The 15,294-nt window shown below is 34.5% G+C and carries 17 protein-coding genes and 2 pseudogenes; 8 read left to right on the top strand and 11 right to left on the bottom strand.

Annotated elements, in window-relative coordinates:
* Positions 1-170 (bottom strand): FAD-dependent oxidoreductase (locus tag AC625_RS24505; protein ID WP_156187691.1); only part of this gene is annotated, 170 nt, incomplete at its 3' end.
* 777 nt (positions 171-947) lie between these two features.
* On the opposite strand from AC625_RS24505, the gene AC625_RS27130 reads away from it, so the two are divergent.
* A complete protein-coding gene (locus AC625_RS27130) occupies positions 948-1,103 on the top strand; it encodes a hypothetical protein (RefSeq protein ID WP_156187687.1) in 156 nt (51 codons plus the stop codon).
* Here the strand turns inward: AC625_RS27130 and AC625_RS24500 are convergent.
* The 3 genes from AC625_RS24500 to AC625_RS24490 form a co-directional block, all read right to left on the bottom strand.
* A complete protein-coding gene (locus tag AC625_RS24500; RefSeq protein ID WP_049684027.1) occupies positions 1,083-1,460 on the bottom strand; it encodes a hypothetical protein in 378 nt (125 codons plus the stop codon). The two genes, AC625_RS27130 and AC625_RS24500, sit on opposite strands and share 21 nt — an antisense overlap.
* Before the next feature lie 422 nt (positions 1,461-1,882).
* Positions 1,883-2,434, bottom strand: a complete 552-nt coding sequence (locus AC625_RS24495; protein WP_049684026.1) for a DUF1003 domain-containing protein — start codon at positions 2,432-2,434, stop codon at positions 1,883-1,885.
* Positions 2,435-2,789: 355 nt separating this feature from the next.
* Positions 2,790-3,350 (bottom strand): hypothetical protein, encoded by a 561-nt coding sequence (locus tag AC625_RS24490; RefSeq protein WP_049684025.1) that lies wholly within the window; start codon positions 3,348-3,350, stop codon positions 2,790-2,792.
* Between the two features lie 521 nt (positions 3,351-3,871).
* On the opposite strand from AC625_RS24490, the gene AC625_RS26260 reads away from it, so the two are divergent.
* The 4 genes from AC625_RS26260 (at position 3,872) to AC625_RS26250 (ending at position 5,734) form a co-directional block, all read left to right on the top strand.
* Positions 3,872-3,997, top strand: coding sequence for a YjcZ family sporulation protein (locus tag AC625_RS26260; protein WP_082191324.1), 126 nt, complete (start codon positions 3,872-3,874; stop codon positions 3,995-3,997).
* A 280-nt stretch (positions 3,998-4,277) separates the two neighbouring features.
* Positions 4,278-4,445, top strand: coding sequence for a YjcZ family sporulation protein (locus tag AC625_RS26255; protein ID WP_082191323.1), 168 nt, complete (start codon positions 4,278-4,280; stop codon positions 4,443-4,445).
* 295 nt (positions 4,446-4,740) lie between these two features.
* Positions 4,741-5,481: a polyadenylate binding domain-containing protein gene (locus AC625_RS28050; RefSeq protein ID WP_245645129.1), complete on the top strand. Its 741-nt coding sequence runs from the start codon at positions 4,741-4,743 to the stop codon at positions 5,479-5,481.
* A gap of 139 nt (positions 5,482-5,620) precedes the next feature.
* A complete protein-coding gene (locus AC625_RS26250) occupies positions 5,621-5,734 on the top strand; it encodes a YjcZ family sporulation protein (RefSeq protein WP_082191322.1) in 114 nt (37 codons plus the stop codon).
* A gap of 251 nt (positions 5,735-5,985) precedes the next feature.
* Here the strand turns inward: AC625_RS26250 and AC625_RS24475 are convergent, their stop codons facing one another.
* The 3 genes from AC625_RS24475 to AC625_RS24465 form a co-directional block, all read right to left on the bottom strand.
* The gene (locus AC625_RS24475; protein ID WP_156187487.1) at positions 5,986-6,927 is read right to left on the bottom strand and encodes an IS3 family transposase; all 942 of its coding nucleotides are present in this window, start codon (positions 6,925-6,927) and stop codon (positions 5,986-5,988) included.
* A complete protein-coding gene (locus AC625_RS24470; RefSeq protein ID WP_049681094.1) occupies positions 6,849-7,178 on the bottom strand; it encodes a helix-turn-helix domain-containing protein in 330 nt (109 codons plus the stop codon). Before AC625_RS24470 ends, AC625_RS24475 begins: the two co-directional genes overlap by 79 nt.
* A 129-nt stretch (positions 7,179-7,307) precedes the next feature.
* Complete coding sequence (locus AC625_RS24465) at positions 7,308-8,051, bottom strand: class I SAM-dependent methyltransferase (protein WP_049684054.1); 744 nt, start codon at positions 8,049-8,051, stop codon at positions 7,308-7,310.
* Between the two features lie 611 nt (positions 8,052-8,662).
* Between AC625_RS24465 and AC625_RS26245 the strand changes: the two genes are divergently transcribed.
* A complete protein-coding gene (locus AC625_RS26245) occupies positions 8,663-8,773 on the top strand; it encodes a YjcZ family sporulation protein (RefSeq protein ID WP_082191321.1) in 111 nt (36 codons plus the stop codon).
* Positions 8,774-9,192: 419 nt separating this feature from the next.
* Here AC625_RS26245 and AC625_RS24455 read toward each other — a convergent pair whose 3' ends face one another.
* Together AC625_RS24455 and yppF are read right to left on the bottom strand one after the other, a co-directional pair.
* Positions 9,193-9,585 (bottom strand): hypothetical protein, encoded by a 393-nt coding sequence (locus AC625_RS24455; RefSeq protein ID WP_082191320.1) that lies wholly within the window; start codon positions 9,583-9,585, stop codon positions 9,193-9,195.
* 367 nt (positions 9,586-9,952) lie between these two features.
* On the bottom strand, positions 9,953-10,174 hold the full coding sequence (gene yppF / locus AC625_RS24450) for a YppF family protein (protein WP_049684022.1): 222 nt from the start codon (positions 10,172-10,174) through the stop codon (positions 9,953-9,955).
* A gap of 301 nt (positions 10,175-10,475) precedes the next feature.
* Between yppF and AC625_RS28705 the strand changes: the two are divergent.
* Both AC625_RS28705 and AC625_RS24440 read left to right on the top strand, forming a co-directional pair.
* A pseudogene (locus AC625_RS28705) lies at positions 10,476-11,030 on the top strand (site-specific integrase).
* Between the two features lie 311 nt (positions 11,031-11,341).
* Complete coding sequence (locus AC625_RS24440) at positions 11,342-12,394, top strand: copper amine oxidase N-terminal domain-containing protein (RefSeq protein WP_049684021.1); 1,053 nt, start codon at positions 11,342-11,344, stop codon at positions 12,392-12,394.
* Between the two features lie 1,112 nt (positions 12,395-13,506).
* Here the strand turns inward: AC625_RS24440 and AC625_RS24435 are convergent.
* Positions 13,507-14,283: a polysaccharide deacetylase family protein gene (locus AC625_RS24435; protein ID WP_049684020.1), complete on the bottom strand. Its 777-nt coding sequence runs from the start codon at positions 14,281-14,283 to the stop codon at positions 13,507-13,509.
* Positions 14,284-14,517: 234 nt separating this feature from the next.
* Positions 14,518-15,138, bottom strand: a pseudogene (locus AC625_RS28700) (divergent polysaccharide deacetylase family protein).
* Between the last annotated feature and the right edge of the window lie 156 nt (positions 15,139-15,294).

Here is a 15,294-nt window from a genome sequence, read left to right as displayed (position 1 = left end):
CCTTCACCATACGCATGCCGAATGATTCTCGTGTCACCGTGATGACTCCCTTTGTTATGGGGCGGGCTAAAGGAATCTACTAATAAAGTTCTTTTCCCACTCTTTGATAAAAAATAACCTGCCGCCATCCCCATCGAACCTGCTCCAATTACAATTACGTCATAATGCATAGTACGTTCCCCCCCTCGTAAATAAATACCCCTACAACTAAAGTCTTAAGTATTGGGTAATATTCTCTTATTTTAACTAATATTCTAGCACTTAACAATCACGCTAACCTGCTTCGTTTAGCTCAAGTACAAACCTCACAAACTCATCGATAAATATCCAATTTTCTTTTAAAATGCTCCTCCACAGGGCCCTTTAATTGAACAAGGTTTCTAAGGGAAACATGAATACTTTATACAAATATAGTTAACATAAAGTAACTTATCGGTACTGAAAAAGGATCTTCGACTGGAAGATCCTTTTAGCTGCTTGTTTAATTAAAGCGCCCAATTGTGGAAAATTCATTATATTTGAAGTGGTTTTTTATAGGAAAATTTTACAATAATCAAATTAAGTGATGAGAATATACCATAACCTATTATTACCCCGATTGTATTTGGAGTATGGTAACGATTCTGGATTTCAGAGGTCGCCGTGGAATTAAATTCCATTTGAACAATTTTGATAAGTGTATTTGAGAAGCTTTACAGCCTTAAAAATCAATAGATCGTTACCTTCTCAATAGGGTACACTCATTTGATAACTCTAGAGAAACAATAAATATTCAGCAAAACCCTGTTTATAGTTAATGTTTTAGATGTGGCCCCTCATTCCTCGAATCGTTTCCTTCCCCCCTTTAGGTGTCGGATTTTTCGTGTTGCCATTAAGGCAACCAAAATCAAGTCTCTAAAAATGGATTCCCATTGAATACTGCATAGAAAATATAAGGGAGATTGAGGATGGATAGGAGAGTAGAAAAGATTGAAAGGAAAGGTAGTTATGGGATGAAGGAGAAAATTAGGGCTGTTTTTGATACGGATACTTTAGTCGAAGAAGCCATATCAAAGACACTTTTTGAAGTTTTCACTAAACAGTTAATCATGGATTCGTGTTAATTCCCTGTGTACTAAACGATGACTTGGATTAAGGTTTCCTGATGCATCCTTTCCAAATACTCCAATTAAAACAGCATTTTTATCTTCGCTTTTATGGATTTTGATTACTACTTCAAATACAAGCGTGTTTGTTAAAGTTGCTGTGAATTTTTGAGTGTTAGGGGGAATTGTTAAAGTGGTTGAGTCTATCAAAACTTTAGTTCCTACACCTTGTAAACTAAATACTTTAATGTCAGCAGTAATAGTTGTGTGTTTATGGTTATTCAAAATATTAGTAGTTACAGTTTTAGATTGGGTTGGAGGACCGACAAGATCAGTTTCATTATTAAGTGGACCAGTAGAGTAAACTAGTGACATAGTATCCACCTCCTTTACATTGGAATGTAATATAATATGTCAAATTCGTTTATTTTGAAATGGACAGGTTATATAGTCTTTCAATTGAATTTTATTTTCTACTCCAAAAAAGGTAAACCTTCCCCACCCTTATATAAAAAAAACTTAATTTCGCTTAAAATAATATATATTTACACCTTTTTTTAATATATGCAATGGCAGACATCCAGCACAATTACTCATTTTGCTAAGATAGAATTCGATTTATAGTAAAAATCTAGAATGAATACTCTATACAAACCTAGTTAACATAATGTCAATTATCAGTACTGAAAAAGGATCTTCGGTTTTGTTATTATCCCCTTATAGTGGACAGTAAAAAGAAAGGATTATACTGTCTTCTATGGAGGGGATAATAACAACGTGAAGATCCTTTTTTATAATCAATTTTCTTTTTTTTGTTGTTTTAGTAAGTCTCTAATCTCTGTTAATTGGCTTTCTATATTGTGTAGACGACTTTGCATATCATCAATCTCTTGCTCTGCTTTATAATTAATCGCAAAATCTATCACCGATTCATTTTTATCACGTTTAGCTTGACGATTTTGACTCATCATAATAACAGGTGCTTGAAATGCTGCGATAAAGGATAAACATAAGTTCAATAAAATAAACGGTTTCGAGTCAAAATGCAATGCTTTTGTAATTGATAAGCTATTCCAAATCATCCAAACTGCAAGAGTACAACTAAAATAAATGATAAATTTCCAACTGCCTCCAAATTGCGCAATTTTGTCTGCAATTCGATCAGACCACTTTGTTCGTTGCGTGTAATCACTATCCAATTGATGAAGAATTTCTGATTCGTAGCGATCTACAAGACGATCAATACGTGATAAGTTTTCCTGGTTTAAATCAATATCGAACCCTTGGATTTTTTTCGGTTTTTCGATTTGTTTTTTAAAATTCATTTGCTTCCAAATGTTTTGTACCATTTTTCCAACCTCCTCTTTTTTAGAGGAAGCCATGTTTCAAAAGCTTATAGAAGACGGACTCTATTTTTATGTAGTAATCCATCTTGGATATTCAGTTGTATGACTTCCTCTGATGTCGGCAAATTATCCGACTCACCTATACTGGGACTACTCATAAAAATGTTCCACCTCACTTTTTATTTATTATATGATGACTTATCCAATAGGACTGTATGATTCTATAAAACAAACAAAATAATGATGTTTTTTCGTTGTATGTATTATTCATAATTAGTTAACATAATCATCTTTATAGGTACTGAAAAAGGATCTTCAGTTGGAAGATCCTTTTAGCTGGTTTAGAAAATTATGCTTTTTAGTTCTTTAACTTTAATCTTTTTGCATACCATCTCCAAATTAAGATTAAGAAAATGACCATTAGTAATAAGGTAAATTCAAGATCTAAATCATCAAACATAAACCACATCTTATAACCTAAATTAACCTTTTCTATTGGCTTTAGACCTTCTCCAAGCAGTTCTTCATATTGGTTACTTGAATTTACTGAACTAACAGGACTACATGGACTGTTCGTATAAATCCCATTTTCTTCGTTGGGATAAATAAGATATTTTTTCCCTTTTTCAAAGTTATAACCCCAAGTAAAATTGGTTTCAAAAATCACTTGTGACTTAAATTCACTTTTCCAACTTTTTTCAACATCTATCAGGACATACCTTTTTGTCTCTTTTAGGCCAGTAAATCCTTTTTGTACAAGATCATTTTTTACATTCAAAACTGTTCCCATAATGGCAGCATTATAATGATTAATGGCCGGACCCTCTATTTCTACACAACTCAGAGCTTTACTTTGATTTGGAAACATGGAAAGCAAAAAGAAAAATAGCATTATAGATAGAGTTAATTGTTGTTTCATTCTCCCCTTATTCCTCTCACTGTTTTAGCTTATTTATAGTATCACATGAATACTCTATACAAATCTAGTTAACATAAAGTCAATTGTAGGAAGGAATCATACTAAAAACCCCTTGAACAACCAAGGGGTTTAACGTCTCCGTTTTTATTGTTTATGCATGATTTTATATAACATTGTTACATCAACATTTTCTGCTTCTAAAGAAGCCTCTAAACTACATAAAAAAGCTAGTTTTATACAAATAAAACAAGAAATTTCCTCTACCTCTCCCTGGTATCGGCCCCACCTACGCCAGATACTATGACAGCCACGCATGCCATCCAACCTATTATCACTATAACAGAAAGCGCTTACATATTCAATTATTAATAGAAAACAAATTTCGACATAAAAATGGCACTCCTGATCAAAGTACATTTTGGAGCTTTGATTCATGCATATTCGTGTCATTTTATTAATTTCAAACATACTATAAATTAGCCCATTTAAGTGCCTCCTTTAAATAAAAGGAGATGTTTGTAATGTCAGGTTGTGTCGGTGGCGGTTGTGGATTTGGTGGCGGTTTTGCCTTGTTAATTGTATTGTTTATCCTCTTAATTATTATTGGTGCTAGCTTCTGTGGTGGATTTGGCGGAGGCTTCTGCTAATAAGTAAGTAACAAAAAGGGCAACCTGCTTTAAATTTACTGGTTATTTAATTATGATTGTTGATCATTCTTGTTTTGGAAAAAGGTGTATCCCCATTTCCATACTATGCCCAAATTTAGTGAATGGGCTTATCTTCACTCCAAATAGGTGATTATCTATTAAATAAAAATTCTTGCTTCATAATGTGTATATTTGTGTCATTTCATTATTTTAAACATACAATTAATTAACACATGCACGTAGTAAGTTCCTCCTTTCATACAAAAGGAGATGTTTGTATATGTCAGGTTGTGTAGATGGCGGATGTGATGGCGGTCGTGGATTTGGTGGCGGCTTTGCCTTGTTAATTGTATTGTTTATCCTCTTAATTATTATTGGATGTAGTTGTGGCGGCGGATTCGGCGGCGGTGGCTATGGTTACGGTGGCGGTTACGGAGGCTTCTGCTAATAAATAAGTAACAAAAGGGACGGCCGTCATAGGCCGTCCTTCTTTAAATTAAAGCTGGTTATTAAATGAAGTTCGCTGACTATCAAGACAATGTTTATGGTGAATTGGTTTCATTCTCTTAGTTGTCCAGATAATAAAAATGATACAAGAAATATGCGATATGAATGTATCATTTTTATATTATCGTACATTGAAAAACTTCAAGAGTATGTTTACATAAAATTTCACAATATATTTTCACTTTCATAAAATGACTATAGTTAATTGACTACTTTATAAAGGAGACAAACAATAAATGATGCCTTATTCTAACATGGCTTCTCCTATGCATTCGGGACAGCAAATGATGCCTTATTCTAACATGGCTTCTCCAATGTATTCGGGACAGCAAATGATGCCTTATTCTAGCATGTCTTCCCCAATGGATTCGGGACAGCAAATGATGCCTTATTCTAACATGGCTTCTCCTATGCATTCGGGGCAGCAAATGATGCCACATTCTAGCATGTCTTCCCCTATGTATTCGGGACAGCAAATGATGCCTTATTCTAGCATGCCTTCTCCAATGTATTCGGGACAGCAAATGATGCCTTATTCTAGCATGCTTTCTCCAATGTATTCGGGACAGCAAATGATGCCTAGAGAAAGGCAAATGGTACCTCATCCTATTCTTCTTGTTGCAAGACAAACTGCTACTAATCAAATTGAAATGATTTATGACCAGCCCACTGATTTGGAATCTGCTACAAATGTTAGTAATTACTGGATTAGAAATAATTTAGATAGACCCTCAGATATTGCTACTGTTGCAAGGGATGATATGATGCTCCTTCCAACGAATAGTCTTACATCTAATATGTCAATGATTATGCCTGTTGATAATTCAGGAAAAAGGTTCTTTATTACGTTTAACATGAATGCTACACCTGGGGTTCAATACACGGTGTTGCCTTGCTTTGTTAATTTACGAGGTAAAAAAGGTTTTCGGGGAGAAAATTGGGGTCCAGGAAGTAGCAACACTTTTACAGCTCAATAAACAGAGGAATTATAATCAATTGCACACGTAGAATAAAGATGGTTATTAAATTAAGACTGCTGACTATCAAGACCATGTTTATGTAAATAGGTTTCTTTCTCTTAGTTCGTCCAGATAATAAAAAAGGAGATGTGTGTATATGTCAGGTTGTGTAGATGGCGGTCGTGGTTTTGGGGGCGGCTTTGCCTTTATAGTGGTTTTGTTTATCCTCTTAATCATTGTTGGCTGTAGTTGCGGCGGAGGATTCTTTTAAGAAGTAAGGACGACCGTTATGGTCGTCCTTCTTTAAATTTAAGGTGGTTAATGCAATCTTTACATTTTTGCAGACCACCAAAAAGGGTTTTCTTCTTGAACTGATGTCATCATTATTCCTATAAGCTAGTTTAAAAAACTCCTCTTATTTTATTAAGAAGAGTTTACATAATCACCCTTATGGGTATTAAAAAAGGATCTTCGATTTGGTCTTATCCCCGTCAAGTAGACAATTAATAAAAGGTTCACTTATTAGGCAGCCTTAGCTCTATATTCAGTAGGGCTAAGGTTATTTAATTTTTTTTGAAAACGTTTATGATTATAAAACTTCATATAATTCTTTACTGCTTCCTTAACCTCATTCGAACTATCGAATTGGTATCGGTAAAAACATTCAGCTTTAAAGTGGCTAAAAAAACTCTCCATACAAGCGTTATCTAAACAATTTCCTTTTCTAGACATGCTTTGCTTCATGTTGCATCTTTTTAATAGCTTGTTATATCTTATTGAGGTGTACTGGAATCCTTGATCACTATGTAATAGGAGTCCTTTCACCTCTCTTTTTTTTATGGCTTCTTTTACTGTATCAGCTACTAGTTTAAGATCATTTCTTTCACTTATTTTATATGAAATAATCTCATTGTTGTAAAGGTCTAGTATCGCCGATAAATAGTGTTTCTTTCCATTAAACAGTAGATAAGTTATATCGGTTACCCATTTTTCGTTCGGGCGTGTAGCTGAAAATTCTCTGTTTAAATCGTTCTCTGAAACGACATATTTTTCTTTTCGCCCAAAGTGCTTCCACTTCTTTTCCCGTATCTTCGCTTGAATTCCATTCGCTTTCATTAAACGATAAATTCTCTTATGATTAACTTTCAAACCATACGTCTTTTTAAGCCAAGTTTGAACTCTTGGGTAACCGTAGCTCCAATTAATATCAGGATCTTGTTGGCATTTAATAATCTTAGTTACGATTGATTGATCATCCAGCTCCTTATCTGTTGGGTTATCTTGGCGTTTTAGCCATTTGTAATAACCACTTTTTGAAACACCGGCTATCTTACATAACGTGATGATAGTAAAATGATCCGTAAGCTCATGAATTATTTTGTATTTTAACGATTTTTCTTTTCCTGTATCATCCCCCTTTTCGCAGCTAAGAGCTTTTTTAAAAAGGCATTCTCTGCTTCTAATCGAGTCATTTTTTCTGTATCACTTTCATCGTCTTTGTTAGCTCTACCTTTAAGTGGGTTACGAGATGTTCCTCTCTTTTCCTCTACCCCTTGAATTCCTTCTCTTTTATAGTGAGCTATCCATCTTTGGACAGTTGTAAATCCAATCCCTAACTCTTTGGAAATTGATCTAATCCCCATATCTTCGTTTTCGTATAAATGAATCGCCTTTAGCTTAATCTCTTTTGTATAGGTTGTTCTAATTTTCCCCATGAAAAATCCCCTTCATTGAAGACAGTATAATCCTTTCTTTTTACTGTCCACTATAAGGGGATAATAGCAATTGGAAGATCCTTTTAGTAATATAAAAATTAGAAACGGTTAATATAAATTTATTTATTTTTAAGAAGCAATTTCCTTTTCTACCGAGATTATTAAAAACATAGGTCTTCGGTTTTCATCTTTCATTTCAGGTACACTTTTTAACATTTCAACAGAAGGCATAGGTTCCTTGACTGCTCTTATGCTAAAACCAGCATCAATTAAGTCATTTATATATGTTGAAACTGTACGATGATATTTTACAACGTTCTCAGTTAAGAATGTTGTTTCACGGACTCCTTCTGATTGATAGTTGTCAACTGGCCAATGCAGACGATTCCCATGGTCATCGAAATGCCAATCTTGTTTGTTTCTAGAAGTAAAGATTGGATGTTCGACTGAGAAAACAAAAGTACCCCCAGGCTTTAGACAATCATAGATTTTTTTGCAGATTGCTTCAAACGACTTAATATAGTGAAAAGCCAATGAACTAATTACCACATCAAATTGAGAGTCTGAAAAATTGATGTCTTCAATTGGCATTTTTATATACGAAATTAAAGGATCCTCTGTTTTTTCACGAGCTTTTTGAAGCATTTTTTCGGATATATCTACAGCTACCACAGAACTTGCTTGTTGCTCACGAGCAAATCGGCAATGCCAACCGAAACCGCATCCCAGATCAAGTACATTTTTATTACGTAACTCTGGTATTAATGCTTTTAATACATGCCATTCCCCAGCAGCATCAAGTCCTTTTATTGACCGGGGCATTTGCTCATATGCAGAAAAGAAATTTGTATCATCATATTTATTTTGTTTCATCATTTATACATCTCCTATAGATTAAAATAGCCTCCTAAAATTAATACCACATCTATTTCAGGAGGCTATCTATCTTCTTCTTACCATTACTTTCACCTCTTTATCTTTGATTAATCACTATTCTTATTATAATACAAATCTTGGTTAATTTAATCTGCTACTTAGTTCAACAAGATACCAAAGTACCAGATGAATACTGTATACAAAACTAGTTAACATAATCGCAATTTTCGGAAGTTCCGAAATATAAAACCCCTTGAGCACCAAGGGGTTCCGAATTGTTTATATTTATCGTTTATACATGATTTTATACAGTGTTGATGAATCAACATTTTCGGCTTCTGAAGAAGCCTGGTAGCTGCATAAAAAAGGGGTGTTTTATGCAAATTCTTCTTTCACTAAAGCACCCGTTGAATAAGGATAATAGCATCATTCCATGCATCATATGAACGGGCTTATCTTCACTCAAAATAGGTGATTAACTATTAAATAAAAAGTCCTGCATCCTATAAACATTCGTATATTTGTGTCATTTCATTATTTTAAACATACAATGAATTAGCCCATGAAAGTAGTAATTTCCTCCTTAAAACAAAAGGAGCTGTTTGAATATGTCAGGTTGTGTAGATGGCGGTCGTGGATTTGGTGGCGGCTTTGCCTTTATAGTGGTTTTGTTTATCCTCTTAATCATTGTTGGCTGTAGTTGTTCCGGAGGCTTCTGATAATGAATAAGTAACAAAAGGACGACCGTCATAGGCCGTCCTTCTTTAAATTAAAGATGGTTATTAAATTAAGATTGCTGATCAAACATGAAAAATTTAAGGCAACCTTTATGGGGAGTGTGAGTGATGATATCAAGGTTGTGTCGTTGGTTGTCGTGAATCCAACGACTTCTGATATTATATTAAGTATACTTACAGCTCAAACGTATAATTTTACATATTTTCGTACATTAAAAAAATTTCCAAGACGGGGTCTTCTTCTTGAACCAACGCCACCCGTTAGCCTATTAAGCTAGATAAAAAAACTAAAGCAAAAACGCTACCCAAAAATTTTCTTTTGGACAGCATCATCTAGATATAATTCGTTAATTTTAATGTTAACTGACTTTCTCAATACCCATGCCGGGGAAACCAATTCCTCAAAATCCCATGCCAGGGCCAAATCCTCCAGATCCCATGCCAGGGCCGAATCCTCCAGATCCCATGCCAGGGCCGAATCCTCCAGATCCCATGCCAGGGCCGAATCCTCCAAATCCCATGCCGGGGCCAAATCCTCCAAATCCCATGCCGGGGCCAAATCCTCCAAATCCCATGCCGGGGCCAAATCCTCCAAATCCCATGCCGGGGCCAAATCCTCCAAATCCCATGCCGGGGCCAAATCCTCCAAATCCCATGCCAGGGCCGAATCCTCCAAATCCCATACCAGGTCTGCCAAATCCCATGCCAGGTCTGCCAAATCCTCCAAATATAATTCTTTCATCATTTTCTATTTGTTGAGGTTGATTCCATTGGTATTGTAATTCTGTATACAACATAATCCCTCCTCTATTTTTTAAACACACTAATAAATAATATGTTAGACTTCGTGTGAATTCTTGGGTATTGAACTAGATCCGGAAATAGACTCCGCAACGGCAATAAAATCACGCTGAAACAGCCTTGATAATGCCGGATCAACTTCTCTCCTGCCATGTTAGTGGAACAAGGGCGTTTTTGAGGATTTCATTGAATATATGATTTAGTATATTTTCGTACATTGGAAAGAGTAGCTTAAGCCACGTAATACGGCCTTAAAGCCATTAACATAATGTTATTTACCAGGAATACGCCTTACAAAAACCCCTTGGGAGCCAAGGGGTTTAACGTCATCGGTTTTTATCGGTTATGCACCTGTAAAATTTAATTTGCATTTTCAAAATCCAAAGATCTTATATTTTCAAAAAATGATATTGGCTTTTCTGCTCCAAGTTTGTTCAATTCAAAAAAATGTTTTTTGTATTCAACAATAGATAATTCCCCATAAATATAACTTTTTTGAATATAATCTAGTAATTCATTGACATTTAATGGGGTTCGTTTTTTTACTAGTTGAAAATGATGTATTAAACCTTCTACTAACATAGTAATCCACTCATTTCATTTTTGTTTTTTTGAAATGTATGCGTTTGCAATTAGTGTAGCACATGGATGTTTCGAATTATTTTTTTCTGAAAATTCAAATTTATTACATTTTTTGCAGTATTTTAAATCTACTTGGAAATTTTTCTGAAAAGCTGATGAATCTTTTTTTCATGAAACGGCTTATGTATTTTTTGAATGTATGATATTAGATATTTTCATACATTCAAATCGTTGATACCACTGGGCCCTTTTGATAATCTATTAATATCACACGTTGAATGTACGATAGTGGAGGAAAATCATGAAAGAAAAGAACGTGCAGCCGTTGCGAACGGCTAATGAAATCGAGGATATGAAATGGGCGCTACGGCGATATGGTTCCGAACGGGACTATTTTTTATTTGTTTTGGCATTAACACGGGTTTGCGGGTAAGCGATATGGTGCCGTTGACCGTTGGCGATGTACAAGGAAAAACGCATGTCGGGATTCGAGAGAAAAAAACGAATAAAACGAAGCGACTTATGTTGCCTATGAAGCTACGGGAGGAAATTGAAGATTATACGGCTCATATGAGCGACGGAGAGTACTTGTTTGCCAGTCGGAAGAGAAAATGGACCTATTACCACCACTCAAGCCTACAGAGCGCTTGTGAAGGCCGGAGACGTGCTAGGACGGGATGATGATATCGGTACGCATACGATGCGTAAGACCTTCGGATATGCGTATTATCGGAGAACGAAAGACCTAGCGTTCCTGCAAAATATCTTTAACCATTCCGCCCCGTCGATCACCAAACGGTATATCGGGATTACGCAAGACGAAATAGATGAAACCCTGAAGGATTTTTCTTTATAAAACTCGGTTATAGATGATTTAAATCATTACTACGAAACTATGAAGAAAACTAGTAATATCAAGGGTTTATCCAATATTTAAAAAGTTGTCCCTTCTCACTCTATATTAAATAGCAATTCGACTCTTATTTGGCAGCCCCTATTTTCATAATTTTTACGTTATAAAAACCATTGCCCTAAAGGTTATAAGGTTGCCATTAAGGCAACCAATTTATAGAAATTATTGTATAATAGACCTAATATTCGGAATTTAAATTGACAAATCGAACAGATTGCATCGCAATAATCTAATTAATAAGGAGATATAAAGTTATGAAAAAAAAGAAATGGGTAGGTTTATTGTCAAGTGGTGTGATGGCAGCGTTAATAACTTATAATTTTTCCTCTGTGGAAGCATCTGACAAAGCAATTCAAATTAATCTAGATAACCGGATTGTTTCTACTGATGTAAAACCGATCATTGTCAACGGAACAACCCTAGTGCCAATAAGTACTATAGTGAACAATCTCCAGAATATTGGCTTAATATGGGACAATAAAAGTAAAACGATACTCGTAAGTAATAATAATGAAAAAATCAACTTAAAAATTGGATCTACAGTAGCTACTAGTAGCAATAGAACATATAAACTAAATGAGCCTGCACAACTTATCCAATCGCGTGTTATGGTGCCAATCCGATTTTTAGCTGAATTTTCTGGGGCAGAAGTAAACTGGAACAAATCAGACAGTACGGTATATATTAACTCGCCAGAACAAAATATTTCCATTGCTCCCGAAAATAAAAATGTAAAATTATATCCTATGAAGGTAAATAAGTACGGAGCATATATAGGAATGATAGTAGAAATAGAAGGGAAAAAACAACAATTTAATGATTGGAGAAGTGTCGATTCTAGATATAAGCCTGTTATTCAGTATATAGATCTTACAAACGATGGGAAAAAGGAAGTAGTAGTACTTTATACAGAAGCAACAGGGACAGAAATGCATTTAGGGAAAGTTCATATTATAAATCCAACAAACTTTAAAGAATTAAAAATTGAATCATTAGATGAAATTATAAAAAAACATATTCAATCTAAAGTAGAGAAATATGATGATCGAGTAGAAGTTAAAGTAACGGTTGATAATGGTTTTGAATCAGTAAATAAGATTGCTGATGATACCAAAAATAAGAACTATTACTTTGACAATGTTGGATTTGGAGCAGTTATTTATTACAAGATTGAGAACGGTAGGCTAATAGCAACAGCATCTGGTTATATAAGTCCGGCAACTTATGTTGGTGAACTGAAAATTATCTATGGAGTCCAAGGAGACCAATTTGTAGCCGAGAAAGTGGAATATACGGAATTAAAATAGGACAAAAAGTTCCTTCGGAACTTTAGAGTTAAAGATGATAAGAAAAAACACAATTTACCTATTACCTATCTATCGTTTTTAAATATTTATCCGTACTTCTTGAGTGCGGATTTTTTTCTGTCAAAAATAAGGTGTTAAATTTATTTAACACCTCACCTCTTATAAACCCTTGATATATCTACATTCTTATATTTCTCTCTTCTCACTCTATATTTAATAGCAATTGGTCCACGAATTAGCAACCCCTATTTTTATATTTTTGACGTTAAAAAATTTTCCTTCAAGACTAAAATTACAGATTTTTAAAATGATAGAATAAAATACAAAATATTACCAATATAGTATTTTTTTAAAAAAAGGAGGTTATAAACATGAAAAATATTATGATTGCAGTATTTGTAGTGGTTACATTGGCAATATCTAGGGGTTTCATGTAGTTTATTCTCTTAACAAAGCTCCTGAATCTTCTCCAGAGATTATTTCTTATACAGAAGAAAAAGTTACTAACTTTTTAATAAACGAAAAAGGTTACCGCAAAAAGGATATATTGGAGATCGAATCTTCAAGAGAACTGAAAGATTCTGATTCAGTTTCAGGATATTCGATCAAAGTCGTTTTTTTAGATGAACCTAATGCTATCGTATCGAGTAGAAGATAAAGTTTACCAGTTTGGTTATTCAGGTTCTGCTAAAAAACATTTAGACTTAGATTGGATAAATTGTGTAATCCTATGCTTTATTTGAATATCGGATTACACAAGAGGAAATTGGCGAAACGCTAAAAGGCTTTTCTTTATAAGATGCGGAAAAGAACCCTTTTTCTCTTGTCGGCATGATGGATAGGTTTTATTCCCCCTTATTTTGAGGTGTGAGGTTGGCTGGGATGAATTGCGGTAGCAAGAGAGGCTAGCCCCTGTATGGCGTAAAAAAATAAAGCTGATAATCCACACGAAGATCGGAAGCACTGGCGGTTTGGCAGGTACAATGGTCAGAGCAAGCTGAATTCCGAGAATACCAAAAATGATTTTATGACTTTTTTAATGTTTTTCGTTTATACCAAGATATTAGCTTTAGCAAACCTCATAAAAAATAAAATCAGCCTTATATCTTATCTTAATCGCTCCCTACATGAAAAGAATCAAAGGGGTATGGAATGATTGTTGTTGTACGATAGAGTATTTCAGATACTGTTACACATTCATAATCTTTTTTGTATAAATATTCCATGATATTTTCTAATGCTTTAACTGTCTGAGATGTTTGAGAAAATTCGCTACCAGTCCAATCATGGAATAGAATGATATTACCAGGTCTAACACCTTTTGTTATATGTCTAGAAATTTGGCTGGCTGCTGGGCTTTTCCAATCTTGTGGATCCTGATGCCACGACCACAAAATAACAAGTTTTCCATTTTTTACAGATGAATTAATAATTAAATCATTGTAAAGGCCTCCAACTGGGCGATAAAGAGTTGGTTTATAACCTGTGAAAAGCTTTATAATCTTATCTGTTTGATCTAATTCTTCTGTTAATTTAGCAGCTGTAATATTTCTGTCATAAATATGATTATAAGTGTGATTAGCAATTTCGTGTCCTTCTTTTACTTGCCTTTTTAAAATAGCAGGAAATCTTTTAACTTTATTACCTGTTACAAAAAAGGTTGCTTTTGCATTGTATTTAGCTAATATATCAAGTATTTGAGGAGTGAAAATGGGATGAGGTCCATCATCAAATGTGATTGCGACCATTTTTTCCCTAGTATTTACTTCCCAAATTACGTGACCTGTTTTTTCATACGCCTCACGACTATCTGTGAAAGCGTATGCGGGTGTTTTTGTGGAACAAAAAGAAATGAATAGAAGAATGGGTAACATCCAAATTTTTTTCACGAATAATACACTCCTATGAAATATAAGTAGTATACTACCAACTATTTATTTGCTATTATTTTTGATCAAGATAGCCTCAACATAGGGAAGCCAGCTATACATTCCAATAAGTATCTTAGTGTATAATATATGGGTTTGTCAGCAGAACCCCATCGAGAGCGAAAAAGTACCTTATTAGCAGATCGCAAAGGAATTAAGTGTCAGTAAATCTACTCTTATTAATCGGTACTTTATTCAAAAAAATTTATATTCTGAAATTAATTCTGACAATGAAACAACGTTCGCCTTTTTTCGTATATGGGAATATATTCTTTTGAAACATCAACCATTCTTATCCATAGATTAACATTTAACCAATAGCAATTAGCTGTTCATATTCGGTTAATTTCCCCGCCAGTTTTTTGCCTTGTTTTGTAATATGTTGGGTTGTATATACATTATCAAAAAAGACCGTTCTCCTTACACACCTCGAAAACAATTTTCATCACTCTTTCATCCTGTGTTGCTTTTGAACCCATATGAATGAATCATTCCGACAGCGTGAGGTACATCTTTAACTGCAGCTTCTACACGCTTACGTATTTCCTTATTGCTTAAATCAGCAGTAATTGCGCCTGGATCAAGCCAGCTTTTCTTCCCTTTTTTCGACTCCATTGGTAAATGAACAATAACTTCATGCCCATATTGGCTAGCGAGCTCCGCATCTTCTTTCGTTGATGGCATAAAGGGAATAATTGCAACGGTCAGCTTTACCGGGAGCTTAATCATCTCCTCCGTTCCCTTCATATTATTACCTAAATCATCAATAACTATGGCTAAATAACTCTTCGGTGAAGAAAGAGATTCAGCTAACATTGGCTGAGATAAAGAAAAAAGAAGAAAGACACTGCTAATTCATAGTTTCATCTCATCACTCCTCGTTTTTTATTAGCATTTTCCATTGTTCTTTAAATTACAGTAAGTGATGAATACATCCAGACTATTTTAGGAAAACTTTTTGTATGTAGTCTA

This window comes from Peribacillus loiseleuriae (assembly GCF_001183985.1).
In the GTDB taxonomy this organism is placed as follows: Bacteria; Bacillota; Bacilli; order Bacillales; family DSM-1321; genus Peribacillus; species Peribacillus loiseleuriae.
The sequence above is the reverse complement of the archived record's forward strand: the minus strand, read 5'-3'. Positions and strand labels throughout refer to the sequence as shown.

What these genes read in the sequence shown, in the direction of transcription:
- AC625_RS27130 (WP_156187687.1), top strand. Translation starts at nt 948, where the DNA reads ATGGATAGGAGAGTAGAAAAGATTGAAAGGAAAGGTAGTTATGGGATG.
- AC625_RS24500 (WP_049684027.1), bottom strand. Translation starts at nt 1,460, where the DNA reads ATGTCACTAGTTTACTCTACTGGTCCACTTAATAATGAAACTGATCTT.
- AC625_RS24495 (WP_049684026.1), bottom strand. Translation starts at nt 2,434, where the DNA reads ATGGTACAAAACATTTGGAAGCAAATGAATTTTAAAAAACAAATCGAA.
- AC625_RS24490 (WP_049684025.1), bottom strand. Translation starts at nt 3,350, where the DNA reads ATGAAACAACAATTAACTCTATCTATAATGCTATTTTTCTTTTTGCTT.
- AC625_RS26260 (WP_082191324.1), top strand. Translation starts at nt 3,872, where the DNA reads ATGTCAGGTTGTGTCGGTGGCGGTTGTGGATTTGGTGGCGGTTTTGCC.
- AC625_RS26255 (WP_082191323.1), top strand. Translation starts at nt 4,278, where the DNA reads ATGTCAGGTTGTGTAGATGGCGGATGTGATGGCGGTCGTGGATTTGGT.
- AC625_RS28050 (WP_245645129.1), top strand. Translation starts at nt 4,741, where the DNA reads ATGATGCCTTATTCTAACATGGCTTCTCCTATGCATTCGGGACAGCAA.
- AC625_RS26250 (WP_082191322.1), top strand. Translation starts at nt 5,621, where the DNA reads ATGTCAGGTTGTGTAGATGGCGGTCGTGGTTTTGGGGGCGGCTTTGCC.
- AC625_RS24470 (WP_049681094.1), bottom strand. Translation starts at nt 7,178, where the DNA reads ATGGGGAAAATTAGAACAACCTATACAAAAGAGATTAAGCTAAAGGCG.
- AC625_RS24465 (WP_049684054.1), bottom strand. Translation starts at nt 8,051, where the DNA reads ATGAAACAAAATAAATATGATGATACAAATTTCTTTTCTGCATATGAG.
- AC625_RS26245 (WP_082191321.1), top strand. Translation starts at nt 8,663, where the DNA reads ATGTCAGGTTGTGTAGATGGCGGTCGTGGATTTGGTGGCGGCTTTGCC.
- yppF (WP_049684022.1), bottom strand. Translation starts at nt 10,174, where the DNA reads ATGTTAGTAGAAGGTTTAATACATCATTTTCAACTAGTAAAAAAACGA.
- AC625_RS24440 (WP_049684021.1), top strand. Translation starts at nt 11,342, where the DNA reads ATGAAAAAAAAGAAATGGGTAGGTTTATTGTCAAGTGGTGTGATGGCA.